Source organism: Chitinolyticbacter albus (assembly GCF_024437655.1).
GTDB lineage: Bacteria > Pseudomonadota > Gammaproteobacteria > Burkholderiales > Chitinibacteraceae > Chitinolyticbacter > Chitinolyticbacter albus.
The window spans coordinates 86,231-112,868 of sequence record NZ_JANBVF010000022.1; the positions used below are offsets into that span (position 1 = coordinate 86,231).

General features: G+C 65.0%; 20 protein-coding genes. 6 read left to right on the forward strand and 14 right to left on the reverse strand.

The window, feature by feature from the left end; genetic code table 11:
- Positions 1 to 9: 9 nt before the first annotated feature.
- The 10 genes from NLI84_RS13845 to NLI84_RS13890 all read right to left on the reverse strand — a co-directional run bounded on the left by NLI84_RS13845 (position 10) and on the right by NLI84_RS13890 (position 12,918).
- Entirely contained in the window at positions 10 to 2,004 is a 1,995-nt protein-coding gene (locus tag NLI84_RS13845; RefSeq protein WP_255991080.1) for a hypothetical protein, read from the reverse strand.
- Positions 2,005 to 2,030: 26 nt separating this feature from the next.
- On the reverse strand, positions 2,031 to 3,407 hold the full coding sequence (locus tag NLI84_RS13850; RefSeq protein ID WP_255991081.1) for a S8 family peptidase: 1,377 nt from the start codon (positions 3,405 to 3,407) through the stop codon (positions 2,031 to 2,033).
- The gene (locus NLI84_RS13855; RefSeq protein ID WP_255991082.1) at positions 3,404 to 4,192 is read right to left on the reverse strand and encodes a hypothetical protein; all 789 of its coding nucleotides are present in this window, start codon (positions 4,190 to 4,192) and stop codon (positions 3,404 to 3,406) included. Before NLI84_RS13855 ends, NLI84_RS13850 begins: the two co-directional genes overlap by 4 nt.
- Positions 4,189 to 4,443 (reverse strand): hypothetical protein, encoded by a 255-nt coding sequence (locus NLI84_RS13860; RefSeq protein WP_255991083.1) that lies wholly within the window; start codon positions 4,441 to 4,443, stop codon positions 4,189 to 4,191. Before NLI84_RS13860 ends, NLI84_RS13855 begins: the two co-directional genes overlap by 4 nt.
- Positions 4,443 to 5,432: a hypothetical protein gene (locus NLI84_RS13865; protein ID WP_255991084.1), complete on the reverse strand. Its 990-nt coding sequence runs from the start codon at positions 5,430 to 5,432 to the stop codon at positions 4,443 to 4,445. Before NLI84_RS13865 ends, NLI84_RS13860 begins: the two co-directional genes overlap by 1 nt.
- A 24-nt stretch (positions 5,433 to 5,456) precedes the next feature.
- On the reverse strand, positions 5,457 to 9,242 hold the full coding sequence (locus NLI84_RS13870) for a papain-like cysteine protease family protein (protein ID WP_255991085.1): 3,786 nt from the start codon (positions 9,240 to 9,242) through the stop codon (positions 5,457 to 5,459).
- Positions 9,243 to 9,264: 22 nt separating this feature from the next.
- Positions 9,265 to 9,579 (reverse strand): hypothetical protein, encoded by a 315-nt coding sequence (locus NLI84_RS13875; RefSeq protein ID WP_255991086.1) that lies wholly within the window; start codon positions 9,577 to 9,579, stop codon positions 9,265 to 9,267.
- Between the two features lie 226 nt (positions 9,580 to 9,805).
- On the reverse strand, positions 9,806 to 10,729 hold the full coding sequence (locus NLI84_RS13880; protein WP_255991087.1) for an AfsR/SARP family transcriptional regulator: 924 nt from the start codon (positions 10,727 to 10,729) through the stop codon (positions 9,806 to 9,808).
- Positions 10,730 to 10,993: 264 nt separating this feature from the next.
- Positions 10,994 to 12,400 (reverse strand): PhoH family protein, encoded by a 1,407-nt coding sequence (locus tag NLI84_RS13885; RefSeq protein WP_255991088.1) that lies wholly within the window; start codon positions 12,398 to 12,400, stop codon positions 10,994 to 10,996.
- A gap of 59 nt (positions 12,401 to 12,459) precedes the next feature.
- Entirely contained in the window at positions 12,460 to 12,918 is a 459-nt protein-coding gene (locus NLI84_RS13890) for a peroxiredoxin (protein WP_255991089.1), read from the reverse strand.
- A 161-nt stretch (positions 12,919 to 13,079) separates the two neighbouring features.
- On the opposite strand from NLI84_RS13890, the gene dcd reads away from it, so the two are divergent.
- The 6 genes from dcd (at position 13,080) to NLI84_RS13920 (ending at position 20,366) form a co-directional block, all read left to right on the forward strand.
- Positions 13,080 to 13,655 carry a dCTP deaminase gene (dcd, locus tag NLI84_RS13895; RefSeq protein ID WP_255991090.1) on the forward strand — a complete coding sequence of 192 codons (576 nt, stop codon included), beginning with the start codon at positions 13,080 to 13,082 and terminating at the stop codon, positions 13,653 to 13,655.
- 11 nt (positions 13,656 to 13,666) lie between these two features.
- Positions 13,667 to 14,473: an AraC family transcriptional regulator gene (locus NLI84_RS13900; RefSeq protein WP_255991091.1), complete on the forward strand. Its 807-nt coding sequence runs from the start codon at positions 13,667 to 13,669 to the stop codon at positions 14,471 to 14,473.
- 70 nt (positions 14,474 to 14,543) lie between these two features.
- Complete coding sequence (locus NLI84_RS13905; RefSeq protein ID WP_255991092.1) at positions 14,544 to 15,158, forward strand: LysE family transporter; 615 nt, start codon at positions 14,544 to 14,546, stop codon at positions 15,156 to 15,158.
- A gap of 199 nt (positions 15,159 to 15,357) precedes the next feature.
- Positions 15,358 to 16,401: an L-glyceraldehyde 3-phosphate reductase gene (mgrA, locus tag NLI84_RS13910; protein ID WP_255991093.1), complete on the forward strand. Its 1,044-nt coding sequence runs from the start codon at positions 15,358 to 15,360 to the stop codon at positions 16,399 to 16,401.
- 75 nt (positions 16,402 to 16,476) lie between these two features.
- A complete protein-coding gene (gene cysS, locus NLI84_RS13915) occupies positions 16,477 to 17,856 on the forward strand; it encodes a cysteine--tRNA ligase (protein WP_255991094.1) in 1,380 nt (459 codons plus the stop codon).
- A 194-nt stretch (positions 17,857 to 18,050) separates the two neighbouring features.
- Entirely contained in the window at positions 18,051 to 20,366 is a 2,316-nt protein-coding gene (locus NLI84_RS13920) for a serine/threonine protein kinase (protein ID WP_255991095.1), read from the forward strand.
- Between the two features lie 174 nt (positions 20,367 to 20,540).
- Here the strand turns inward: NLI84_RS13920 and NLI84_RS13925 are convergent, their stop codons facing one another.
- The 4 genes from NLI84_RS13925 to NLI84_RS13940 all read right to left on the reverse strand — a co-directional run.
- Positions 20,541 to 20,732: an MbtH family protein gene (locus NLI84_RS13925; protein WP_255991096.1), complete on the reverse strand. Its 192-nt coding sequence runs from the start codon at positions 20,730 to 20,732 to the stop codon at positions 20,541 to 20,543.
- Between the two features lie 22 nt (positions 20,733 to 20,754).
- Positions 20,755 to 23,289: a methyltransferase domain-containing protein gene (locus tag NLI84_RS13930; protein WP_255991097.1), complete on the reverse strand. Its 2,535-nt coding sequence runs from the start codon at positions 23,287 to 23,289 to the stop codon at positions 20,755 to 20,757.
- Between the two features lie 44 nt (positions 23,290 to 23,333).
- Positions 23,334 to 23,669 (reverse strand): hypothetical protein, encoded by a 336-nt coding sequence (locus tag NLI84_RS13935; protein WP_255991098.1) that lies wholly within the window; start codon positions 23,667 to 23,669, stop codon positions 23,334 to 23,336.
- Positions 23,670 to 23,686: 17 nt separating this feature from the next.
- Positions 23,687 to 26,638: non-ribosomal peptide synthetase (locus NLI84_RS13940; RefSeq protein WP_255991099.1), on the reverse strand; the 2,952-nt coding region annotated here is incomplete at its 5' end.

The following is a 26,638-nucleotide window of genomic DNA, read 5'->3' on the forward strand; positions in this document are numbered from 1 at the left end:
TCTGGGCCTTTAGAAGCTCGGCAGGCTGATGCCCACACTGTCGAGCACGTCGCGCGCCGCTTGCGGCATCTCGATTGGCTTGCTGGTGATCACCGGCGACTCGATCGATTGCGAGTACTGCTCGATGCTCTGATCCTGCACGCCGCCCACTGCCAGCCATTGCTCGCAGGCGTTGACGAGATCCCAGTCGCTCGGATCGACCAGCGGCCGGTCGCTGGCAAGTGCGCGCAGCTGCGGGTTGGTCAGCGCGTCGATCGAGATCACGTCCATGCCGAAACGGCCCTGCATGCGCTGATGGTTCTTGGCCAGCCAGCGCACGATGATGGCGCCGGCATTGGCCTGCACCCGGTAGCGATAGGTATTGCGCGGCCCGCCCAGGTAGTTGGCGTTCACCTGATCGATCACCTGCCACATGTCGCGTGCACCGAAGGCGCCGCGCACTTCCGGATCGGACAGCACGTCGCGGAATTCCAGGATGCTCTGCTGCAGCTCGGTAGCGGCGAAGTAGGCGATGCCGTAGCCATGCAGCGACAGGTTGGCCGCCAGATCGCGCGCGGCCTTGCGCACCTGCTCTTGCGACACCGCCATCGGCACGTTCTGCCGCAGCAGTTTTTCCACCGAGATCTGGCGCGCGAAATTGGACACCGACGAGACAAAGCGCAGCCACAGCTCGTTGAACTCGCGGTTGGGCATGTTGCCGTTGGGGTCGCCCCCGGGCGCGCCGAAGGCCCGCATGTACAGATCGCGCCGCTCGGCCTCGGTGATGCGCTCGCCCGCGCTCTTGTAGTAGCGGAACAGGTAGTCGCCGGCCTTGCCACGACCCAGCGGCAACAGGCCCTGGCGGAACAGCTCGACGATGCGTTCGACCACCTGGAACATGCGCGCTTCCTCCAGCATGAAGCTGAAGTAGATCGCCTGCACCGCGTGCAGGTTTTCCTGCACGATTTCCACGTCCACCGATTCCTCGAGATCGGGCAGCGCGATTTCCAGCGACGACGGCGGCCCGCCCGCCAGCACCCCGGTCAGCGCGTCGAACGCGGCCTCGATGCGGCTAGCCAGCCACGGATCGTTGGCGGTGATGCGATCGGCGGCGAGCTTGCGCACCACGCCGGCCACGCTGCGGGCCGATAGTGCGGCCACCTCGTCGTAGCGGCTCGGCACGGTGTCACTATTGTCGAGGATCTCGCCGGTCTCCTCGTCGCGACGATCGCTGATCGACTGGTCCGGCCGGATGCAGCCGACGGTGGCTTCGTTCACCAGTTGCTGGCGCAGCTGGCTGTCCAGACTCACCACGTGCTGGGTGGAGAGGCGGCGGAACACCGCCTCAAAGAGGGCGGAGTTCTCGCGGTATTCGCCTTGCGCCTGCGTCACCTTGGCGCGAAAGCCGGGGCGATCCGGCTCGGTGTAGTTGTCGAGCAGCAACAGGCCGCACACGCCGGCGATTTCCTGCTCACCGGTATCGAGCCCCTCGCCGTCACCCGGCAGACCCAGTTGCGAGCCGACGAGGCCGTGCTTATGCAGGTAGACCGGGTTGTAGCTCTCGAGCCGGCTCACGTCGCGTTGGTGCAGCGTGGCGACCACGTTGCGATAGAAGGGATCGAGCACCACGTCGTTGTTGAGCAGGCGGGTCAGCCGCGCGCGCTCGCGCTGCTGCGCCGCGGTGAGCCCGCCGCTCTTTTCCTTGGTGTCATCGAGCGTATTGAGCCGTTGCAATACCTCAGCGAGCTCCAGCCGCTTGCGATGGTCGCGCTCGCTCAGGTCTACCAGCAGGATGCGTGTCATGGATTTACCTCCAAAGGGATCGTTTTCCTTCCGGAGGTTGCTGCCTCCGCTTGCCGTGTTGCGGTTTCCGGTCGCCGGCGCCTTGCTTGCCGCCGACTTGATTCCGGCTTTGCTGGCCGCGGCCTTGGGGGCCGGGCTGGTCTTGCTACCCGCCACGGTGGCGGGCTCGGTCTTCGCTTCTTCCTTGGCGGGCGCCGGTGCCGGTGTTTTCTGTTCTGCCATGTTCGCTCCTTGCGGCCTGACGCCGTTCAGTCCTCGCCCAGCAGCTCGTCAAGCCGCTCGTCCAACAGTTGCAGTGCCGCCAGCGCATCGAGCACGCCGGCACCGCAGCCTTCCACGCCCGCCACCCCGAAGGGGCGGGCCGATCGAATCAGGATGTCCCGCGCCAGCGCAGGGGTCAGCGCCAGTGCGCGGCGCTGGGCGTAGCTCGCCATCAACGCGCACACGGCCGACACGAAGGGCGCGGCGAAACTGGTACCGGTGGCCTGCTGGTAGCCGGCGAGCCCGCTGGTCCAGATCTTCTGGCCTGGCGCGCACAGCGCCACATGTTCGCCCCGGGTACTGAAGCGGGCGGGATTGAGCGCGTCGTCCACCGCGCCGACCGCGATCACGTCGTCGTGCGCGGCCGGGTAGTAGCGCTCGGCCTTGCCGGAGTTGCCGCTGGCGGCCACCAGGATCACGCCGCGCGACAGCGCATAGCGCACCACTTCGGCGTGCGGGCGCGGATCGTTCGGCGTCAACGCATTCTCGGCGGTGCCAAAGCTCATGTTGATGACCTTGGCACCCAGATCGATCAGCCGCTTCATGCCGGCGTCGATATTGGACAGCGCGCCGATGCCGACCCGCCGGCCGGCCTGTTCGGCAGCGCCCAGCACGCGCACCGGAGTGAGCCCGCACAGCCCGGCGCCACCGGGCGGCAGCGTCAGCCCGCCCGCCACGAGGATGCCGGCGCAGCCCGTGCCGTGACCGACCTCGTCGCTGGGGTCGTCGTCGCGGCCAAGGTTGTCGCCGACCAGCGTGAGCATGCCGGCCATGCCCGGTTCCAGATCCACCGTGTCGAAGCCGCGCCGCATGCCGTGCGCGAGTTCGCCGCTCGCATCGAGCACGCCCGAATCGGCCAGGCCGACGATGATGGCGGGATCCCCCGTCTCGAAGCCCAAGGCCTGCGGCAGGCGTATCAGTTCGCGCGAGCGCCAGGCCGCGGCTTCGTCATACGCTTGCACCGGCGCGGCCACGGTATCGAAGGGCGAGCCGGCCAGACTGTCCACGCGCACCGCTTCCACGCTGGCAAGCTGGGCCAGCGCGTCGATCAGTGCCGGCACGCCGGTGTCGTCGGTCACGCTGATGCGCAACACCCGCGCCACGCCGGAGAGTTGTTCGATATCGTCGTAGCGGCGGGCACCGGCGATATCCGGTCGCTGCTCGTGCCGGATCCGTGCATTGTGCAGCCGGGCGCTTTGGATGCAGCCACCGTGGTGGCGCAACAGTCGGTCGATCGGGCCGCCGTCTATGGTGTCGGCCGGCACCACGCCGTAGCGGCGGCAGGCCACGAGGCTGGGGATATGCTCGGGCATTTCGCCCAGGCGCAGCGTGACCAGCAGGCGACGGGGAGCGCGCGGTGTCATGCGCCCCCCTTGGCATTGAGCGTGCCGATCGCGCCCTGGCTCAGCGTGACGCGGCCGACATCGCCATCGCCAAAATCGATCTCGGCTTCGCAGCCCATCTGGCTCGCCAAGGGCGCCAGTACCAACCCGCCATTCTGTGCCTCGATCACCGGCACCATGCTGCCGGCGGCGCGCACTCGCGGCAGCATGCCGGCGCGCAGCAAGGGGCTGGTCAAGTGCACGCGCGACGGCTCGTCCAGATGCGGCGCGGCGCTTTCCACCTGAGTGACGCGCGGCGCGGATGCGGTCATCAGCGCCTGCTGCAGCCGGTTGACTGGCAGGCGGGCCAGGCGCGCGATCACGTCGGCGCCGGCAGTCTTGCGCAATTCCGAGAGCTGCTGCACGTTGCGCACGCCGATGCGCTCCAGCCTACGCTGCAGGTCTTCGCTGTCCTTGTCATCGCCCAGCGCTTCGCGTAGCGACAGCTTGGGGTCTTCGGGTTTGAAGTCGATGGCGTTCTCTTCGATCATCGGCTTGGTGATCGTGGTCAGCGCCAGCTTGATGGTGCTCGCCTCGCTGTCGCCGGGGCCCGCCGGGCGCACATAGAGATCGTCATCGATCACCTGCACAAAGGCGCGCAGATCGAACGACACCTCCTTCACCGCGAAGGTCAGCGGCAGCTTGCCGACGCGCGCCTTCAGCGCCATCGCGGCCTGCGCCTTGTCCAGCTGCTCGGTCAGCGCCTGGATCAGCACGTCGAACGGGACGCCGCTGTCCTGCACCAGTGGTGGGATGCCGGCGTTCATGGCAGCGCCTCCACCGGTGTCTCGGCCCAGGTGATCGCAAGCCGCGACGGCACGGCCAGCCAGTCCGCGTCGGCGCGATTGCGCAGCACGTCGGCCTGCAGCACGCAGCCGCCGTCGCGAAAGATCGCGCGCACTTCCACCGGCAGCGTCATTTGCGCGTCGACGATGCGCACGCCGAGCGCCCAGCGGCTGCTGGCGGCAGTGACGCCGTCATGCAGGTCGAGCAGCACCTCACTGAGGTCGCGCAGCATCAGCCACCTCCACCGGCTTCAGGCGCTGCCGGGGCCGACACTGCCGGAGTGGGAACAGGCGCCGGGGTCTGTTGCTGCATGCCGGGCAGGTTACGCTGCACCATGGCGATCTTGGCCATGTCGGCCAGCTTGTCGAGTGGCAAGGTTTCGCTGACGAAATTGAGCTTCACCTCGCCGAACAGATCGGCGCGCAGATTGGTGTCGTTCTGCGCGTTCACCGCCAGCGTCGACACCATGGTGTTGCCGGTGGCATAGGTCTGGCTGCCGCGCTGGCCCCAGCCCTGCGCCTGCTGCGCCGGATCGCTGCCTGCCGCATAGCCGACCTTGGCGACGTCGGACGCGGCGGCGCGGAACATCACCTTGGCGGTGATCGAGCCATCCTTGACCGCCACCCGGTTGAGCCCCAGCGTCACCATGGCCGCCAAGAGCTGCTGACGCTCGCCGCCCACCTTGAGCCGCACCTGCGGCAACACCTGCGTTTCCAATAGTTCGCTCGTGAGCTCCTCGTTGGCAATGCCGTAATCGGCGAGCCAGATCGGCATCAGCCCCTCGGCGCGCGGCACCAGGATCGGCGTGGGGTTTTCCGGCGTGGGCAGCTGCAGCGTCACCTCCCCAGGATAGCGTTGCGCCAGCCAGTCACGCGCCTGGTTGGGCGTGACGTTTTCCTCGGTGAACTGGTCCACCGTCTTGGCCACCGATGCGACCAGCGTGGAGTAGCTCTCCATCTGCCGGATCGATGCGTCGACAATGGCATCGAATGTGCCGTTCACCAGCTGCGAAACGAAGCCGGGGAAATCCACCTCGTTGACGAGCGCGCCGGTGCGCTGCGCCAGCGTTTCGGTCGCCGCCGGCTTGGCCGCGGGTGCGCCCGCCGGCGCCACGGCGGGCGCGTCCTGCGCCGCCGGAGCGGGAACGCCCGGCAACGGCCGCAAGGCGAGGCCTTCGCTGTAGCCAATGACGGCGGGGGGCGGTGGAAGTGGGGTGGCCATGGTGGTTACGCTGTCCGCGTCCGATCAGGACTGTTCCCAGCGGCCAGCGACGTTGTGGCGGCCGTTGCCGAACAGATGCACATCGCGGATCGCGATCAGATCGCTGCCGATGGCGCGGGTGAAGCGGTATTCGAAGCGCACCTTGAGCGCGGCGAAGGTTGGGTTGTCGCGCGGGTAGACGATGCTGTCGTCCATGATCTTGGCCTTGACCGATAGGCCCCAGCCTACGGCGTCATTGGTCGCGACATTGCTGATCAGCACATTGCCCACCGAATTGCCGTTGTACTGCCAGTTGATCTCGAAACCGGCGCTGATCTCATCGCCCAGATGGTTGGTGAACGAGGGCCAGTCGGTCAGGCGGATCACCGTGCCGTTCTGTGCCGGCGGCATGGGGCTGGGTGCCACATCATTCGGATGCTTGAGTCCGCGCAGCTGGTCGAGCTCCCAGGTGATGTCGCCCTCGTTGTTGACGAGGCGCTCCATGACCGCGCCGACCACGACCGAGGCGATCGCGACCGTGGCGCCGCCGTCGAGCGCGCGGCTGGCCTGCAGTTGCTGCACCACGGGCGCCGGCGGCGGCAGGCGCACGGGCTCGGTCGACGCGGGCTGCTGTCGGGCGTCGAGCGCGAACGGCGCGGCAAGGCTGGGCCGGACGTGCGACGGCAGCGCGGCGCTGTGCAGCAGCTGGTACTGCAGCTGGCCATCCACGTTGCCGGTGCGCCCTTCATAGAGCGCGAGAAACTGGGCGTAGCTCAGCTTGATCCTGCCCGCGCTTTGCGGCCATGGATCGTGCAGGAACATATAGGTGTCCGAGCCATCGGGCGCGCCATCGCTCTGCATGCCGACCAGCACCCGCGCATGCCCGCCGCCCTGGGTGTCCCAGGTCATGTCCACGTAGATCGGGCCGTAATGCGCCAGCAGGTCGTGCCATTGGTCGATGGTGTAGGACGCGGGCGGTTCGGCGACGAGATTCCAGGCATCGGCAAGCTGGCGACGTTCGTTCGGCCACAGGCCGTTCTTGTAGGCACCGATCACCGGCACCATGCCGGCGATCTCCTGATCGCTGATGCGACGGTTGTCGCGCCAGCCCACCACCATGGCGGCGCTGGCCGCCCAGCACGAGCCATCGCTGCTCTGCGGGTAGTAGGGCGTGGTATCCCAATGCACGGCGAACGATCCATCAGCCAGTGTGTAGCTGGAGAGTCCCAGCGCAATGCCCAGGATCTCGTCGCGCGCGATCAGGTGGCCGACATAGCCTAAGCGTGAGCCGAACAGATCGGTGATGTCGCTGGGACGGCTCTCGGACGGGCGAGCGCTCGACAACGCAATGCCGGCGTGCTCGAAGGCCTCGTAGACGAGCTCCGAGCAATACGAGGCCCCCGCCTGGCCCACTTCCAGCCCGGCGAAACGCGCGATGCCGTCGATGATGGCCGAGCCACCCGGGTTGAGGATACGGTAGCCGGTGAAGGCGACGCCGGCGTAGTTGTACGGGCTGCCGACCCGGCCCCGTGCATAGCTGGCGATGGCGGCGGCCTTGGCCGCATCGACGCGCGGATCGCGATAGGCGACGGCGAGGATGGCGTCGCCGATGGCGGTGGCCAGTGTCGTCTCGCGCACACCGCTGCCCACGGCCTCCACCACATTGCCGCCGCCCACGTAGAGCATGGCGTGGCTGACGGCGGACAGCGTGCCGGCGCGGATGCCATAGGAAACCGGATGCCGCGCCGTCGAGACGATGATGTCGCCGGCCTGCAACGTGTCCAGGCCGATCGAGCGGCCGCCTTCGCCCGGATCGAGCGGAATCGCCAGCGCCTGCGCCGGCGCGCTGAAGCTGCGGGCGCGCCCCTCTATCCAGTCGATCTTGTCCGGCGTGATGAAGCTGCCCTTGTTGAGGCCGCGCGCCGCCGGCTCTCCGGAGACGTGCACCGCGCAGATCAGCGCCTGCAGCTGGCCATTACGCTCGGCAAGGTGATAGACCGGGGATCCGCTGGCGCCCTTGAGCGTGAGGATGTTGTATTCCAGCGTTTCCAGATTGTCCTGGCTGTGCGCATAGCCGCCGTGCAGGTGCTGCTTGTCCGAATCGATCAGGCGCGTCAGCGCCGGAACCGCATCGGATGCGGCCGAATACCCACAGACGACGATGGGCAGGCGATCAGACGGCGTGGCTTGCAGGAATTCGAACCAGCGCCCGTTGGGTGCTGCGAGCGGCACATTGTCGATGACCGCGAGATCGCGCTCCCAGTGGCCGTCACCGGTGTAGCCCGGCGCCACGCGCCACGCGCCGGCATTGACCGTGGTCTCGCCAAACGGCGCATTGCCGGCACCATTGAGGCCTGGAATGATCCTGACCCGCGACATGCCCGACAGATTGTGCGCGCAGGTGAGGATGCGATTGCTACCGATGTAAAAGCCGGTGCCCTGGTAAGTGCGGCCGTTCGGCGCGGTCATTAAGAGCTGGCAGATGGCCGAATGCGGAAAGAGTCGCGTATTGGGCACGCCGACGAACCATTCCTCGCCCGCTTGGCTGAAGGCGTCGTTCTGGCAGGTCAGCGCGCTGGCCGGATCGGCTGGATCGTAGAACGGCGCGATGATTTCCTGCGCGCTGGCGTAGACGGGCGCGCCGCCGTAGGCCTGGGCCACGGCCAGGCCCTGGGCGTAGCTGCCTTGCAGCGACAAAAACACCTGGATGGGCTCGACCCCCAGCCCGACGCCAAGGCCGAAGGTTACGCCCTGGAACTGCAGGTGGGTGTTGAACAGAGCCTGTGCGCTGACCGATACGCCGGCGTCGACTTCGGCCGCGATCGCCCAGCTGATGCCGCCGAACGAGTCGATGCCGCCGCTGACGATGGTGATCTGCAGCTCGATCGAGGCACTGTCTATCCAGCCGCCACGGATGTCGAACTGGCCGTAATAGCCGACCCGATCGCCCGGCGCGAAAATCAGGCCCGCGCCGACGCCGCCGCCGATCAGGAAGCCGACACTGGCCGAGGGGCCGACGCCGATGCTGACATTGGAGCGGTTGGCGATCGCGCGCAGCGCCAATATGGTTGCGCCCAGGCCCGGGTTGAGCGCACCGAGCACGGCCACCGCGGCGGTAGCCTCGAGGCTGCCGAGCAGCCCGGTGCTCGGGAAACGGGCAGCCTGCCTGTTGTCGGCCAGTGCCACCACCGGATAGGTGCCGAGGCCCTGCGCCGTGACGGATGCGGCGGCGCCGGTATCGGGCGCGATTGCGACCGGCGCCGTTGGGGCAGCGGGCCTCTGTGCGGGGAAGTCGCCAAAGCCATCGTCGTATCCGCCATCGGGCGCCGCCGCAGGAGCGCCGCGCTGGGCGGATGGGGCGAGGCGAGCATCGCCACCCCAGGCCAGGCTGACGTCGTGACCGTTGACCGGGCCGTAGGAAGACGGCGCCGCGCTGCTCACCAAGCGCCGCAGGCCGCGGCCGGTGAGGCCGCTGATGTTCACATACATGTTGCCGGCACCCGGCGCCTGGATCGTGTCGGGTACGCCGCCACCACCGCCTTCGGCGTAGGTGGCAAGACCGAAGTAGAGCCGTGGCTGGCCGACGAAATTGGCCAGCACGTCAGCCGGCACCAGGTAGACCGCCTCGCCACGCCGTGCGCGGATGGCGCCGCCCGAAGCCCGGCTGGAATAGAAATTGGTCCGGGTACGCTGCGCGCGCCGTTCCGGCTTGAAGAGTTCCGGGTCGGTTGCGATGCCGACCTCGAACAGGGGGCTTTCGGTGCGGATGGTGAATCCCAGTACGCTGAAACGGTCGTCCACCGATTCGCGGTTGGCACTGATGCGTGGCATAGATCCTCCTGCCGGCGCCGGTTCAGGCGCTACGCCCCCGCCGTGGCGAACCGGTCGGCGGTATTACGGGCAACGTGTCGTCGGGCGTACTGCCCGTTTGCTCCAACATCTCGGGCGACATCTGCTCCCAGAAACGCTGGGCGCTATCGATCCCGATTTCCTGCAACAGCGGCGCCATGAAGCGCTCGATCGCTCTCAGTTCCCGAAAGAAACTGCGTTTGCCGGTCTGGACATGCTCGATCGAGCCACGCCATTCACCCGGGCCGTCTTCGGTCTCTCCGCGTTCACGCCAGATCCTCACGATGAACGAAGCGGACTGGTCCTCCAGGAGCGTCATTGCGGAGACTCCTCGCTGTTCGGCTTGCAGTGTCGTCCCTAGCGCTCACCGGCCGCTCTCCGCCACATCACTGCGGCATCACAGCACCGTAAGCATGCGGTGATGAAAGCGTGATCAACGCGCAGCCGCCAGTAAGCGGACGCAACGGGCAGGGCAGGGAGTGTCCATCCGGCGTGATGGAGCGGGCAGCGCCGCGTGGCGCGTCAGGCTGGCAGGCGAGGGGAAGTCAGGATTCGAGCAGGCGCAGCGAGTGCTGCAGGCGGGCGTCGACTTCGGTGAGCAGACGACGGACGACTTCGATTTCACCGCGCGCATCGGCCGGGGAGGGCGGCGCGGCAAGCTGCAGCGCTTCGCGCATGGCTGGCAGCGGATGTGATCCGCTGATCGCGTGCTCGGCGATCTGCTGGTAGAGCGCCATGGTTTCGGCCATGGGCTGAATGGCGAGCTCACGCTTGAGCAGGCCCCGGCAGTACTCGAACTGGCGCAGCGCCAGCGCGCGCTGACCATCGAGCACATAGAGGCGCATCAGTTCGCGGTGTATGTCCTCGCGCAATGCATCGCAATCGAGGATGGCCTGGGCGTGGCGGATGCCGCTGGCGTAGTCGGCATTGAGCCCGGCCAGCTTCATCAGGCGGCCATGCGCGTTAAGGTAGGTGCGGCGCTGCCTTTCCCGCTCCCGCAGCGCCCAGTCGTCGTTAAACCCGCACAGGATGTCCGCCTTGTAGAGCGTGACCCCCAGGCGCAAGCCGGCGATGTCGGCATCGGTGAGCTCTTCCAGCGGTCGCGCCAGGCCTGGCGCGGTCAGGCGCTGGAATTCCTCGATATCGAGCGTCAGCGCCTCGCCCGACAGCAGGCCGATGCCGCCGCGCCGATCGCTGCCGATCACGCTGCCCTGGGGCACGGGCGGTTGTTCCAGCGCCCGGCGCAACCGCCACAGCGTGGTATTGAATGCCCCAGGATTGATCGCTTCGCCGTGGTCGGACCACAGCACGGCGCACAGCTCGCTGCGACTGAAGAAGCGACCGCGCGCCAGCGCGAGGAAAGCGAGCAGGCTGGCCATGCGTCCGCCCAACGTCACCATTGGCGCATCATTGCCGCCCAGCCGCAGCGACATCGAGCCGAACAGGTTGAGATAGAGCGCTGTCTGCATGGTCAGTGCCGCAGCAGGCCGTCTGGGTGGATAGTCGACCTGGGCGAGGTGCGGGCTTTCATGGTTATTAGGACTTTGTCATGAAGGCCTCCAAGGCTAGACAGCCAGGCATCAGTTCTGTGTGACAACCGATGGAATGAGCAGCTGAAAGGATGAACGCGCGGCGCAGCGCACGCACGGCAACTCGTCCTTGCGCAATGGTGCGCCATCAACCAAAAAGGCGGGTTGCCCCGCCTTTTTTTTTTCGTGTTGCAACGACTTCCGCTACAGCGTTTCGGCCGCGTAGTCCGCAAGACGCGAGCGCTCGCCACGCTGCAGCGTCACGTGGCCGCCGTGGCTCCAGCCCTTGAAGCGGTCGACGACGAAGGTCAGACCCGATGAGCCCTCGGTGAGATAGGGCGTATCGATCTGGCTGATATTCCCCAGACAGACCACCTTGGTGCCAGGGCCGGCACGGGTGATGAGCGTCTTCATCTGCTTGGGCGTCAGATTCTGCGCCTCGTCGATGATGAGGAACTTGTTGAGGAAGGTGCGCCCGCGCATGAAGTTGAGCGATTTGACCTTGATGCGCGAGCGGATCAGGTCGCGCGTGGCGGCGCGGCCCCAGTCGCCGGCCTCGGCATCACTCTGGTTGAGCACGTCGAGGTTGTCCTCCAGCGCGCCCATCCACGGCTGCATTTTTTCCTCTTCGGTACCGGGCAGGAAGCCGATGTCCTCGCCGACCGGCACGGTGACGCGGGTCATGATGATCTCGGTGTAGATCTTCGATTCCAGCGTCTGCGCCAGGCCCGCGGCGAGCGTGAGCAGCGTCTTGCCGGTACCGGCCTGGCCCAGTAGCGAGACGAAGTCGATATCGGGGTTCATCAACAGGTTGAGCGCGAAATTCTGTTCGCGATTGCGCGCGGTGATGCCCCAGATCGCGTTCTTGGTGTGGCTGTAGTCCTTGAGGCTTTCCAGCGTGGCCTGCTTGCCCTCAACCGACAGCACGCGCGATACGAAGTTGTCGGCGGGCTGGTACAGCAGCTGGTTGGCGTAGAGGTCGACACAGTCCGGCCCCTTGATCTTCCAGTAGCTCTTGCCGCCTTCCTGCCAGCTCTGCAGATCCTTGCCGTTCTTGTCCCAGAACGAAGGCTCGATCTCGCGCATGCCGGTGTAGAGGAGGTCGGTATCCTCCAGCACCTTGTCGTTGAAGTAATCCTCGGCCGCCAGACCCAGGGCGCGAGCCTTGATGCGCATGTTGATGTCTTTGGACACCAGGATCACCTGGCGCTTGGGCTGCATCTGCTGCAGGTGGTGCACCACGCCCAGGATCTGGTTGTCGGCCTTGCCCATCGGCAATTGCGACGGCAACACGCTGGTGATGGCCTCGGTCTGCAGGTAGAGCCGGCCACTGGCCTGGCCCTTGCTTGGCGTTTCCAGCGCCACACCGTCGTGCAGGCTGTGCTCCATGCCGGCGACCAGCTCTTCCATGAACCGGCTCGCCTGGCGGGCGTTGCGTGCCACTTCCGACATGCCTTTCTTGTTGTTGTCCAGTTCTTCCAGCGTCATCATCGGCAGGAACAGGTCGTGTTCCTCAAAGCGATAGAGCGACGTGGGATCGTGCATCAGCACGTTGGTATCCAGCACGAAGAGCTTGGTATCCTGAGCGCGGCGGGTTTTGCGGGCGGCCATGATTTCTTCCTTGTTGTGGTGGGCTGGAAACAACAAAGCGGCCGGGCGGCCGCTTGTGATCACTTCAGGGTCTGGACGAAGGCGAGTACCTCCTCGATGTGGCCCGGCACCTTCACTCCGCGCCACTCCCTGATGACGCGGCCGTCGGTGTCGATGACGAAGGTGCTGCGCTCCACCCCGCGCACCTGCTTGCCATACATGTTCTTCAGCTTCATCACGCCGAAGGCCTCGCACAGCGTCTCTTCCGGATCACTGACGAGCTCGAACGGAAAACACTGCTTGGTCTTGAAGCCCTCGTGGCTACGCACGCTGTCGCGCGAAACGCCATAAATCTTGACCCCGGCCGCAGCGAACGCATCGTGGTGGATGCGAAAATCGTTGCCCTCGGTGGTACAGCCGGGGGTATTGTCCTTGGGATAGAAGTAGAGGATGTAGCGCTGGCCCTGAAGGGCCGAGGTATCGAAGGCGCTGCCGCCAGTCATCGATAGCGTGAGGGCAGGTACTGCTTCTGGGGGCATAAGGTGTTTCCGTGAGATGACTCGAATGCACGCCTGCTGATCCCATTTTGGCTGCAGGGCGGGCGCCTCGCAAGACAGGGATCGCCGCTAGAGCGCCGATGCAACAGCAGCGTCAATCTGCGTACAATACGCGTCAAATTTCGAACATGGTGTGACACCCGATGAGTATCAAGAGCGATCGCTGGATACGCCGCATGGCGCAGGAACACCGCATGATCGAGCCGTTCGAGCCCGGCCAGGTGCGGTATGTGAATGAGCAAAAGATCGTGTCCTACGGCACGTCGAGCTACGGCTACGACATCCGTTGCGCCGACGAATTCAAGGTGTTCACCAACCTGAACAGCACCATCGTCGACCCGAAGAACTTCGACGAGAACAGCTTCGTCGACGTGTCGGGCAAGGGCTACTGCATCATCCCGCCCAATTCCTTCGCGCTGGCGCGCACCGTGGAGTACTTCCGCATTCCGCGCAATGCGCTGACCGTGTGCCTGGGCAAATCGACCTATGCGCGCTGCGGCATCATCGTCAACGTGACGCCATTCGAGCCCGAGTGGGAAGGCTACGTGACGCTGGAGTTCTCCAATACCACGCCGCTGCCGGCCAAGATCTACGCCAACGAAGGCGTGGCGCAGGTGCTGTTCTTCGAGGCGGACGAGGACGACGTGTGCGAGACCAGCTACCGCGATCGCGGCGGCAAATACCAGGGACAGGTCGGCGTCACGCTGCCCAAGACCTGAGCGATCGGCGCATGCACGTCCCGGATGCGTCGCGTTATCGCCAGCTGGCCTCACTCGGCATCGAGGTGGCCAGCCTGCGTTTTGACGGCGTGCCCATCCCCAAGCACACGCACGACGAGTTCGTCATTGCCGCCAATCTCGGTGGCGTCGAGCGGGTGTGGCTCGATGGCAAGCGCTTCGATGCACGCGCTGGCGACATCACCGTCTACAACCCCGGCGCGCTGCAGGCGAGCGACGGCGGCAGCGAAGCTTGGGGTTGCGCCAGCCTTTACCTCGCGCCGAGCCGGCTGATGCCGCTGCTGGGCCGATCCGAACACCATGAATTTGCGCGCCCGCTGGTGCGCGATACCGCGCTGGCCACGCAGCTGATCACGGCCATCGGCGCAGCCTTGGGAGCGGGCACCGCTGCCGACGTCGCCGAAGCAGATGAAGCACTGCTCGGGGCGCTTGATACGCTGTTCTGCGGCCATGCCGAAGCCGTGATGACAGCGCCGAACGAGGGCGACACGCTGTTGCTGCGGGCCGAGGCGCAATTGTGCGAGCAGATGATGGCTCCGCCCGATCTCGCGGCCCTGGCCGATCGCTTGGGCCTGAACGCGGTGCAACTGGTACGCGCCTTCAATCGCCGGCATGGCCTGCCCCCCTTGGCCTGGCTGCGGCAGCAGCGGTTGCGCGTCGCCAAGCAGGCGCTGCTGCAGGGCGAAGCGATTGCCGACGTGGCCGCCCGTCTCGGCTTTGCCGATCAGGCTCACCTCACTCGCCAGTTCCGCGCCCAGTTCGGGCTGACCCCGGCCCAGGTTCGTACCTGTCGCCACTGAAATAGCGTTCAAGACCGGCCGTGGCCGCGCCGGCATGCTGGACGCCATCCCCCTTGTTCCGGTCTAGGCCATGCTGCAACTCTTCGTTTCCGCCTTCGTGCTGGGCGTACTGTTCAATGCCACGCCCGGAGCGGTATTTGCCGAATCGCTGCGGCGTGGCCTGCGCGGCGGCTATCGCCCGGCGCTGGCCGTGCAGGTGGGCTCGCTGCTGGGCGATTTCCTCTGGGCGATGCTCGCGCTGATCGGCGCGCAGTGGCTGCTCGGCAATGCCGCCTGGCAGACCCCACTCGCGATTGCGGGGGCCTTGCTCTTGGCCTGGCTGGGTTGGGGTGCGGTGCGCGATGGCCTGGGCGAGCCGCCGGCCATGGTCGAAGCCACGACCGATCGCCGCTCGGCCATGCTGGCCGGGGCGGCACTGTCGCTGACCAATCCGTGGAACCTGGTGTATTGGGTGGCGCTGGCCGGCACCGTGGCTGCACTGGGCCAGGGGCTGCCGCAGCGGGTCGCACAAGGGGTGTTCCTGGCGGGCTTCATGCTGTCGTCGGTGTTGTGGTGTTTCGTTTGCGCCGGCGCCATCGCGTGGCTGCATCAGCGGATCAAGCGCTGGCTGTGGAGGGCGTTGCACTTCGCCTGTGGTGGCGGGCTGATCGCCAGTGCCGGCCTCGTGATGCTCAAATTGCGCTGATGCAGCGGCTAAGAGCCGTTCATAAACCCAATGAAATGGTGCTGGCAAGGCGCGCGAAACGCTGGCAGTACGAGGCGTACGACCAGTGAGCGCAACGCCGCCAGCAGGGTTTTGTTAGCAGCTCTAAGGCGCTGACCCGATGTTATCGGTGGGTATTTGGGCATAGGCTCGCAGTTTCCCTGCCTTATCGGAGCCGCCCATGGCCTACGTCGCCGCCGAATCCCGCTATGCCACCATGCAATACCGTCGCTGCGGCAACAGCGGCCTGCAGCTGCCGCTGCTGTCGCTCGGGTTGTGGCACAACTTCGGCGACACGGTGCCGATAGCGCGCCAGCGCGCCATGGTGCGTACCGCCTTCGATCTGGGCATCACCCATTTCGATCTCGCCAACAACTACGGCCCACCCTTTGGCAGTGCCGAAACCAACTTCGGCCGCCTGCTGCGCGAGGATCTCAAGCCCTATCGCGACGAGTTGATCATCTCGACCAAGGCCGGCTGGGACATGTGGCCGGGGCCGTACGGGCAGGGCGGCGGCTCGCGCAAATACGTGCTCGCCAGCCTTAACCAGAGCCTCAAGCGGCTGGGGCTCGACTACGTCGATATCTTCTACTCGCACCGGTTCGACCCGGATACACCGCTGGAGGAAACCGCCAGCGCGCTCGCCACGACCGTGCAGCAGGGCAAGGCGCTGTACGTCGGCATTTCGTCGTACTCGGCCGGCAAGACGTGCGAGATGGCGCGCCTGCTTGCCGAGTACAAGGTGCCGCTCCTGATTCACCAACCGGCCTACAACATGCTCAACCGCTGGGTCGAGCGCGAGCTGCTGCAAGCGTTGCCGGAACTTGGCGCTGGCTGCATCACCTTCACCGCGCTGGCGCAGGGCCTGCTTTCGGACAAGTACCTGAATGGCATTCCGGCCAATGCCCGCGTCAACCAGCCCGGCGGTGGCTCGCTGCAGGCCTCGCACCTGTCGGAGGAAAACCTCGCCCATGTGCGTGCGCTCAACGCCATTGCGCAGCGGCGCGGCCAGAGCCTCGCGCAAATGGCGCTGGCCTGGGTGCTGCGCCATCCGGCGGTGACCACCACGCTGATCGGCGCCAGCAGCCCCGAGCAGATCATCGAGAACGTCGGCGCGCTGGCCACGCTGCAATTCAGTGCCGAGGAGCTCTCCGAGATCGACCGTCATGCGGTCGAAGGCGGCATCAATCTGTGGGAAAAGCCGTCGACCGACCAGCCTATCTAGTCGAGCGCCACGCGCCCGCATCGGCTCGGTGCGGGCCTGCTAGAATGCCGGCTTTGCCCGTTAAGAAAAGCGACCATGCTGAGCCTCTTCAACACCCTCACACGCGAAAAGGAAGTCTTCCAGCCCATCCATCCGGGCAAGGTGAACATGTATGTCTGCGGCATGACCGTGTACGACTACTGTCATCTGGGGCATGCGCGCGTGATGGTGGTGTTCGACATGGTGACGCGCTGGCTGCGCGCCTCCGGCTATGCGGTGAACTACGTGCGCAACATCACCGATATCGATGACAAGATCATCAAGCGCGCGCTGGAGAACGGTGAATCGATCAACCAGCTCACCCAGCGCTTCATTGATGCGATGAATGAGGATGCCGGCGCGCTCGGCGTGATCCGGCCCGATCACGAGCCGCGCGCCACCGAGCACGTCGCCGACATGCACGCGCTGATCGCTCGGCTGGTCGCCAACGGCCTGGCCTACCCGGCGCCCAATGGCGATGTCTACTACGCGGTGCGCAAATTCGACGGCTACGGCAAGCTTTCGGGCAAGTCGCTGGAAGACCTGCGGGCCGGCGAGCGCGTCGATGTCGACCCGAACAAGCAGGATCCGCTCGATTTCGTGCTGTGGAAGGCCGCCAAGGCGGATGAACCGCAGGACGCCAAGTGGGCGTCGCCCTGGGGTGAAGGCCGGCCCGGCTGGCACATCGAATGCTCGGCGATGAGTTGCCATCACCTGGGCGCGCATTTCGATATTCATGGCGGTGGTGCCGACCTGCAGTTCCCGCACCACGAGAACGAGATCGCGCAAAGCGAAGGCGCCAATGGCCAGCGCTACGTGAACTACTGGATGCACAACGGCTTCATCCGGGTGGATAACGAGAAGATGTCGAAAAGCCTCGGCAACTTCTTCACCATCCGCGAAGTGCTGCAGAAATACGATGCCGAAGTGGTGCGCTTCTTCATCCTGCGCGCGCATTACCGCAGCCAGCTTAACTACAGCGATGCGCATCTGGATGACGCCAGAAACGCGCTCACCCGGCTCTACACCACGCTGAAGACCGTGCCGCCGGCGGATGTGGCGCTCGACTGGTCCTCGCCTTATGCCAGCCGCTTCAAGGCGGCGATGGATGACGATTTTGGCTCGACCGAAGCGATGGCCGTGCTGTTCGATCTGGCCGCCGAGGCCAATCGGCAGCAATCGGCCGCGCTGGCGGGCGAGCTGAAAGCGCTGGCCGGGGTGCTGGGTCTGCTGGAACGCGAGCCCAATGCTTTTTTGCAAGGTGGCGCGAGCGAGGGGGATTGGGATGCCGCGCGGATCGAGGCGGCCATCGCCGCACGCAAGGCCGCGCGCGCCGCGAAGAACTTTGCCGAATCGGACCGGATCCGCGATGAGCTGACCGCAGCAGGCATTGTGCTGGAGGATACCGCACAGGGCACTGGCTGGCGAAAACTGTAAGCAAACATCGAGGACTAAGAGTTCCTGCTGATTCCGCTCTTGTCATGCCTGGGAAGCCCGTTTAGCCCACATCCCGCGGGCAAGATCGGTTTGTCTGTGGCATGCCTGGCATTGGTTGTTTGCTTTCTTTTTTGGTAAGCCTGTCATCGCGCCATGACAGTTTATTGCGACTATGATGCAGCCATGGAGGTGTCATGTCGGAAAAGTTGCTGAACCGTTTCGAGATCGTCCGCACGCTGGGGCAGGGCGCGCAGGGCAAGGTGCAGCTGGCGCGTGATACCCAGCTGGGCCGGCTGGTTGCGCTGAAGGCGTTGAAGAAGAGTGGCAGCGAAGCGCTGAACGAGGCGCAACTGGCCAGCCGGCTTCAGCATCCCAATATCGTGACGCTGTACGACGCATTCGAGGCACAAGGCCAGCGCTGGCTGGTATTCGAGTATGTCGAAGGCGAGACGCTTGCAGCCTTGCTCAAGCGCGACGGGCCCATGGCGCCGGGTCGTGCGGTGGCGCTGGCCAGCGGCATGCTCGAAGGGCTGGCGTGCGCGCATGCCGCCGGCGTGATCCATCGTGACGTCAAACCGCACAATGTGATTGTCGATGCCAGCGGCCGGCCACGGATCATGGATTTCGGCATTGCCGTCACGACGGGCAGCCGTGGCGATTTCTCAGGCACTGTCAGCTACATGGCGCCGGAAACGCTGAAAAAGCTGCCGGCTGACGCGCAGGCCGACCTCTTTGCCGTCGGCATGACGCTGTACCAGATGCTGACTGGCAAAACCGCAGCCGAGGGCGAATCGGCATTCGCCATCCTGCACCGCATCGCCAACGAGCCCTTCACGCCACCGTCCAAGCTGCGCGAAGGTATCGACGAGAAACTCGATCACCTGGTGATGGTGGCGCTGTTCAAGGATCCACGCGAGCGCTACGCGGATACCGAGGCCATGCTCGAGGCCTTGCGCAGCTGGCAGGGGGCGCACGGCGGCGCCGCAAGCGAAGACAGCGGTCGGCAGAGCACGCTGGAATTCCTGCTGCGCCGCATGCGCCATACCGCCGATTTTCCCGCACTGTCGCAGGCGATTTCGGCGATCAACAAGATCAGCGATGACGAGGCCGAGCGGCTGCAGGTGCTGTCCGAAGTGATCCTCAAAGATTTCTCGCTGACCAACAAGCTGTTGCGCATCGTCAATTCGGCCACCTACAGCCAGTTTGGCGGCACCATCAGCACGGTGTCGCGCGCTATCGTGATCCTGGGCTTCGATGCGATCCGCAACCTGGCGATCACGCTGCTGCTGTTCGAACACATGCATAACAAGGCGCAGGCCAGCAGCCTGCGCGACAACGTGTTGCGCGCTTTTTTCGCCGGGCTGCTGTGCCGCGGCATCGGCAAGCGCATCGGCGCGCGCGATGCCGAGGAAGCACTGATCTGCGGCATGTTCCATCACCTGGGCAAGCTCTTGACCGTGTATTACTTCCACGAGGAAAGCGTGGAGATCGGCAAGCGCATCGAGGCAGGCGCCAGCGAGGCGCAGGCGGTCGCCGCCGTGCTCGGCCTGTCTTACAGCGATTTGGGCATCGGCGTGGCGCAGCACTGGAGTTTCCCCGAGCGTATCATCAATAGCATGCGGCCCTTGTCGGAGGCCGTGCTGCGTGAGCCTCAACACAATCTGGAGCGCCTGCGCCAGTACGCCAATCTCAGCGCCGACGCGCAAAGAATCGTCGGCGCCAGCGCCAAGGAGGGCGCGCGCATCCAGGCCGCGGTGGTCGACCGTTACGGCCGGCCGCTGGGGCTCAATAGCCGCGATATCAGCGAGCTGCTACAGGAAGCCGCAGACAGCTTTATCAGCTATCTCGGCGCCATCGGCGTCGACCATACCGGCAGCGAGTTCATGCGCCAGCTACGCCGAGTTGGCCGCGGTGGTGCTGAGGCGGCTGGCGACGATATGCTCGATCGCGCCACGCTGCAGACCGAGCTCGAGAGCGGCCACAAGGTTGCGCCGACCGCGGTGCTGTCGGCCGGCGTGCAGGACATCACCAACACGCTGGTCGGCGACTTCAAGCTGAACGATCTGCTGCGCATGATCCTCGAGACCATGTACCGTGGCATCGGCTTCGAGCGGGTGATCTTTGGCACGCGCGACGCCAAACGCCCCGTCATCCAGGGCCGGTTCGGCTTCGGCAGCAAGATCCACGAGTTGATCGATGGTTTCCAGATCGGGGTCGGGCCGGTCAACGATGTGTTCCAGGTGGCGCTCGAACGCAACGCCGACATCCTGATCGAGGATATCGACGCCGAAAGCATCCACGACCGCATTCCCGACTGGTATCGCAAGCTGGTGCCCGCCAAGACCTTCATCGTGTTCCCGCTCAAGCTCGACAAGCGCGTGATCGGCTGTTTCTACGGAGATCGCAATGCCGCCGGCTCGCTCAAGATCGCCAACGACGAGCTCAACCTGCTCAAGACGCTGCGCAACCAGGCGCTGCTGGGCATCCGCACCAAGCAGGCCGGCGGCTGAAGCGACTGGCGCGCAACTCACCGCAGCGCCAAGGCCCAGCATCACGCACCGGCTCAGCCCTTGGCCGCAACGCCGGCTACCGTGCTCGAACCCTCGGCGTGCAGCTCCACTCACGGTTTGCCAGCGTGATGGCGCGGGCGACGTAAACATCGTGACGCCGCGCCGATGCGCGAATCAGCGCACGCTTGCCGGGCGCATGTCTGTCCATACCTCCTTGATAAGGGAGAGGCACTCGTCGCGGCTGCCTTGGGGACCGGCGATTTGCCACCCCGACGGGATAGGCTGGTCCGCGAGCCAGATCGAATATTGCAGCTCGTCGTTCATGACCACTTGCCACGTGCGGCTGTCTTGCTCTGCATTACTCATGGGAATTCCTCGCTTGATCGATTTACGGTTTGCGTACTAAAAGCAGATACATCTGGCCATGCATGGTCGGGAAAAGGGCGCGGAACGCCAAATCGACATCGACCAGATGCCGGATCCGGTTCGGGCCGAACTGCTGCAGATCGAGTTCGTAGCTGATGGCCTCCGGCATGAGGCCGATGGGGCGCAATTCTTCCACGACCAGGCCCTGCCTGGTTGCGATGGCCTGGACTTCATCGCGCGTGGGCGAATTGCGGCGCATGGCTTCCTTTTGCGCGTGCGAATAGATGGACAGATAAGTCAGGTAGGGGCACTCGACATCCCAGGTCGACATGATGAAGGCGCCGCCCGGGCTCAGACAGCGATGAATTTCGCCGAATACCTTTTCCATGTCGCCTGTCGGGATGTGCGCGGCAGTACCCATCATGCAGGTGATCAGATTGAAGCTGTTGTCATCGAACGGCAGCGCACGCGCATCGCCGACGCGAAAATCGGGGTAGCTCGCGGCGCCGAATTTTTTGCGGGCAAAGGCAACCGCTTCGGGTTCGATATCCACGCCGAAGGCTTCAATGCCAAGGCTGGTCAGCAACGATGGGTAGCGGCCGGTGGCAGCGCCGATATCCAGACTGCGCTTGAAAGGGCCGTAGCGCTTGATGCAATCGAGCACATGAATCAGCTCGAGCGATTTCTTTGCTTCATCCTCCGGCACCGAGGCGTCGTAACGCATATAGACCGCTTCGTTGTAATCCAGCCCCGGATCGCCCTGACGCGTGGGGTTTTCCAGCGCATGCTCGGCGATCACATCCAGAATGCGCCGCCGGTCTTCGGCGGTGACAGCCAGCTCCTTCGAGCGCGCGCGCAGGATCGGGTGCAGCGAGGTGTCCACCTCGGCCATGCGTGGCACGTCCGGCCCGAGCAGGCCCAGCAGCAAGCTGTCATACCAGTCGATGTTTTCCAGCGGTTCCAGCACTTCGCCCTGGCGCGCCTCGGCCCGGTCTAGCTGTTCCAGCCGAGTGAATACGTCCCGATAGTTGGGGCTGAAGGTGAACACCACTTCGTAGTACTTGCGGGCTTCGGCCAACTTGCCGTTGTCCTCGAAGGCCCGACCCATGCTATAGAGCGCGCGCTTGGCCTCTCCAGTCACTTGTTGCTCGCGCGCGCGGCGGAACGACGATTTGGCTGCAAATTCCAGCCCGGCCTTCGAGAACGCTTCTCCGGCACACGTCAGGCTCTCCAGCTTCAGTCCTTCCTCCTGACTGGCCCAGACATAATGCCAGGCGGCTTGCCGCCAAGCCTTTTGGGCTTCGAATATTTGCGCCAGCAGATAGTGGCTCTGATGGTGATGCGGGAAGGCTGCGGTATCGTCCACCAACAACTGCCGTGCCAGCTCGTGGCAGGCTTGCTGCCCGATCAGCTCGGCCCAGCCTTGCAGCCGTTGTACCGCGTACTCGATAAGGCCGTGGCGGCGAAAGGCATCGACGGCCTGGCGGGCACACTCCAGCGCCTTGAGTTGGGTGCCTGCGCTGGCAACGCGGTTTTCCAGCGCCAGCAGCGCATTCATGGCGGCATCGTTGATGTAGTTGCGCACCACGCGCAAGGTTCCGTCGCCCGATCCGATGATCAGCAGCGAGCCATCGGACGACATCGCGGTGGCCCAGACCTCGCCGCCGGCATCCACCGACCATAGCAGCCGGCCTTCACTGTTGACGACATAGGCGCGGCCGTCGAACGACCCCAACGCGGCGGTGCCGCGCGATGAAACGGCAGCCCCGCAGATTGGGCGCTGGGAGATGACTTCGGTGTACCGCGCGGGTTGATTCTGCCGCGGGTTCAGGAACATCGCACGGCCATCGCGCAAGCCGATCACGCCCCAGGCGCCATCCCGTGACAATGCCGTGTGGTAAGCGCCGGTATCACATGCATGCTCAGCCACAACGTTCATGTTGCCGTCGAACAAGGTGACCGAGCTGTCGTACGCCGCGGCCAGAATGCGGTCGCCACTGGCGGACATCGAGACACCATAGACGCCGGCTTCGCCCACGCGGGCCCGCGCGAATTCCTGGAATCGACCATCGGTTTCCTGGAACACGTAGACCTGATTGTTCCAGCAGCCAGCCACCAGCCGTTTGCCGTCGTCGGACAGCGCCACGCTCCATACCGGAGCATCGAGCTGCACGCGCCACAATTCGTTGCCAGCTCGGTCAAAGACCAGAATGGCCCCGGACGAGGGTTGCTTGGTCGCCGTGCCTACCGCCACGCGCGATTCGTCCGCCGAGATGGCGACAGCCCAGGCCTCGCTGTCCAGCGTGTGTTTCCATTGCAGTTCGCCGGTTTCGGAAAACAGCGCGACCTTGCGATCTATGCTGGCCGCCGCCACCAGCATGGCGGTTGGCGTGGTGGCCACGCAGATGATCGCGGCGCCCAGACTACGGCTCCACATTTCGCCCCACGGGGATTCGGGCCAGCCATCCATTTGGCTACGAGCCACGTTGAGCGGGGGAAGCAGCGTCGGTGCGTCGCTGAAGCTTGAATCAGTAAACAGACTTTGGGCGATATTCATTGCAGATCCTCGCAAGGTTCGGTGTGTGTCGGGCAGGGCGCTATTCAAAACACCGTCACGCCAAGCGAAACCGCGCTGTTTGGAGTCAGCAATATGGTTTCCCCCTGCGCGCCGGGTACGCCCAGTACCAGCGCTTCCGAGACTTCCGGACCCATCTTCTTCGCGCCGAAATTGACGACGCCCACGATCTGCTTACCGATCAGTTCCTCGCGTGAGTAATTGCGGAATGCGCCGCACGACACCTTGATGCCGACTTCATCGCCGAAGTCGATGCGCAGGCGGTAAGTGGGCTTCTTGGTTGCGGCATCCTCGACGGCCACGATACGGCCGATGCGGATGTCCAAGTTGGCGAAATTGTCGAACTCGGCAATGGGCTTCATGTGGGGTTTCTCCAGTTCTAGATATTGGTTGTTGGTGTTGTAAGAAGCTGCGCCACCCCGGCGGGGTGCTCGGCAGTGGCAAGGTGGAGCATCGGGCCGGCGGCCAGCAACATGCTGTAGTGGTTGCCCGGCACGGTCGCCGTGGTCAGGCTTCCCGCGATCCGTGTTCGCCAGCCGTCAACCTGGGTGGCGACTGATGTGGCGGCATGCAGCACGGTGAGGTCGCCGCCGAAACGATGCGTTGGGCGATAGCGCAGCATGGCGCGCTGGTTGGCCTCGAAAACGGCCAGCCGGCGGGCAAGCAATGTGTCGCGCAGCGTATCGGGCAGCAGGCCCGCCTGGCGTGCGGCCGCGATGGCGATCTCGTCGCGACCGGGGTTCGTTTGCAGGCTGGCGATTGCATCGGCGTCAAGCGGAAGTGGCAGGCCACTGATGCTGGCGATATCGGCCAGGTAGTCGCCAAGTGGCCATGACGACGGGCTTTCAACGGCACCCGTCCCCGGTGGCAGGGTATCGAGCAGCACCAGCGATTCGACCGAATGACCGCGTGCTTCCAATTGGCACGCCATTTCAAAGGCGACGAGGCCGCCCATGGACCAGCCGCCAAGGCGGTAGGGGCCGGCCGGCTGAATGGCGAGCATCTCCTCGATGTAGCGTTCCGCCATATCCGCAACATGGTCTTGCGGTGCCGCATCACTCTCGAGTCCCGCGGACTGGAAGGCCACGATGCTGCAGTTGGTCGGTATCGCCTGGGCCAGCGCAAGGTAGGCTGCGGCACTGCCACCGATCGCATGCACCAGGAAGATGTGCTGAGCAGTGCCATGCCTGAGTGTGACGGCAAGGCTGGTCGAATCCGGAGTGCCATTCTGGGCACGCTCTGCCAGCGCCCCCAACGAGCCGGTTTCGAACAGGTCTTTCAGTGTCAGCTTCAGCCCATGCTCGCGGCGCAGTCGGTCCACCAGTTGCGCTGCGAGCAGCGAATGGCCTCCCAGCTCGAAGAAATTGTCTGCCAGTCCGACGCGCTCTAGGCCGAGCATGCTTTGCCACAAGCCGGCAATGAGGTGCTCGGTCTTGCTTTGCGGCGCAAGGTAATGGCGCGGCTCCACCTGTACGGCGAGGCCGGTCAGCGCCTTGCGATCCACCTTGCCGTTCGGTGTCAGCGGCCATTGCGCCAGTCGCTGGAATGCGCCCGGTACCATGTAGTCGGGCAGCGAGCCCGCCAGATGGCCGCGCAGCGCTGCCGTGGCAAGCTCCTCGTGCGCAATGTAATAGGCAACGATGCGACGCTCGCCGGGCACCTCCTCACGCACGATGGCAACGGCCTGATCGACCTGCGGGTGCTCGGTCAACCGGTTCTCGATCTCACCCAGTTCGATGCGAAAACCGCGCACCTTGACTTGGTGATCCAGCCGGCCCAGATACTCAATTTCGCCATCGGCCAGCCAGCGAACCTGATCCCCGGTGCGATACAGACGCGCGCCAGCCTTGCCCCACGGATCGGCAACGAAACGCTCTGCAGTCAGCCCTGGCCGATTCAGATAGCCCGTGGCGACACCGTCGCCGCCGATGTAGAGCTCGCCGGCAACGCCGATCGGGCAGGGCTGACCGCTGTCGTCGAGGATACGCAGCACGGTGTTGGCAATCGGCCGGCCGATCGACGTGGAAACGGCATTTACGCGACGCGTGCTCGACCAGATCGTCGTTTCGGTAGGGCCATACATGTTCCAGAGCGACGATACGCGAGGCAGCAGAGCCTGGATCAGGGCCGCTGGCAGGGCTTCGCCGCCACACAGCGCCTTTGGCGCCCACGCCGCGGGCCAGGCCGAGGCCAGCATCAGCCAATACGTGGAAGGCGTGGCCTGGATGACCGTGGCGCCATGCTGCTGTGCCAGCGCCAGCAGCCGATGCCCGTCCGTGGTGTCCGCCTGCTCGGCCAGTACCAGCCTTGCTCCCTGGACCAGGGGCAGGAACAGCTCCAGCGCCGCGATATCAAAGGAAACGGAAGTGACGGCCAGCAGGGTATCGGTAGCGTTCAGGCCAGGCTGGGCGGCCATCGAAGTCAGGAAGTTCACCACGGAACGATGGGCGATCTGCACGCCCTTGGGCTGCCCCGTCGAGCCCGAGGTATAGATGACGTAGGCGGTGTTGCTGGCACATGGCGACGCGGCGGCGACCTCATCCGTGACTTTAGGCGTGTCGGCGTCGAGCAACAGCATCGGCACGGCCTGCCCGGCGAACAAGGCGGCATTGCCCTGGGTGGTGACCACGACCTGACACGCCGCATCGTCCAGCATGTAAAGCAGGCGTTCGCGTGGATAGGCTGGATCCATTGGCACATAGACGCCACCGGCCTTCAAGGTACCCAGCAGCGCTGCGACAAGGTCGGCCGAACGCGCGAGGCAGATCCCCACGCAGCGCTCAGGGCCGACGCCGTGCTGGCGCAAGCGCCGTGCCAACTGTTCTGCACGCGCGTTCAAGGCCCGGTAGCTGAGCGTTTCGGCGCCGCAGACCAAGGCGACAGCATCGGGCGTGCGTTCCACCTGATGCTCGAACAGCGTATGCAGACACATTTCCTCGTCATACGGCTGCAATGTGTCATTCCAGTCGTGCAGCAATTGCTGCAGATTTGCCTCGGTCAGCAATGGCAACTTGCAGATGCGCGTGTCCGGAGCGCGACTCGCTCCAGACAGCAGGGTTTCGAACGCCACGGCGAGCCGCTCGATAGTGGCGGCGTCGAACAGGTCGCGGTTGAACTCCCAGCGCGCGTGGTAGCCGTTGCCAAGCGACGGTGACATTTCCAGTGTCAGCTCGAACTTGGCCGACGCGGCCTGCAGCGGCAGCATCTCTACCGTTACACCCGGCAGCACGAACTCGGGCAACCCGGTGTTCTGCAAGGTGAACATCACCTGGAACACCGGCGCACGGCTCAGATCGCGCGGCACGTTCAGCGTTTCCACCACCTTCTCGAA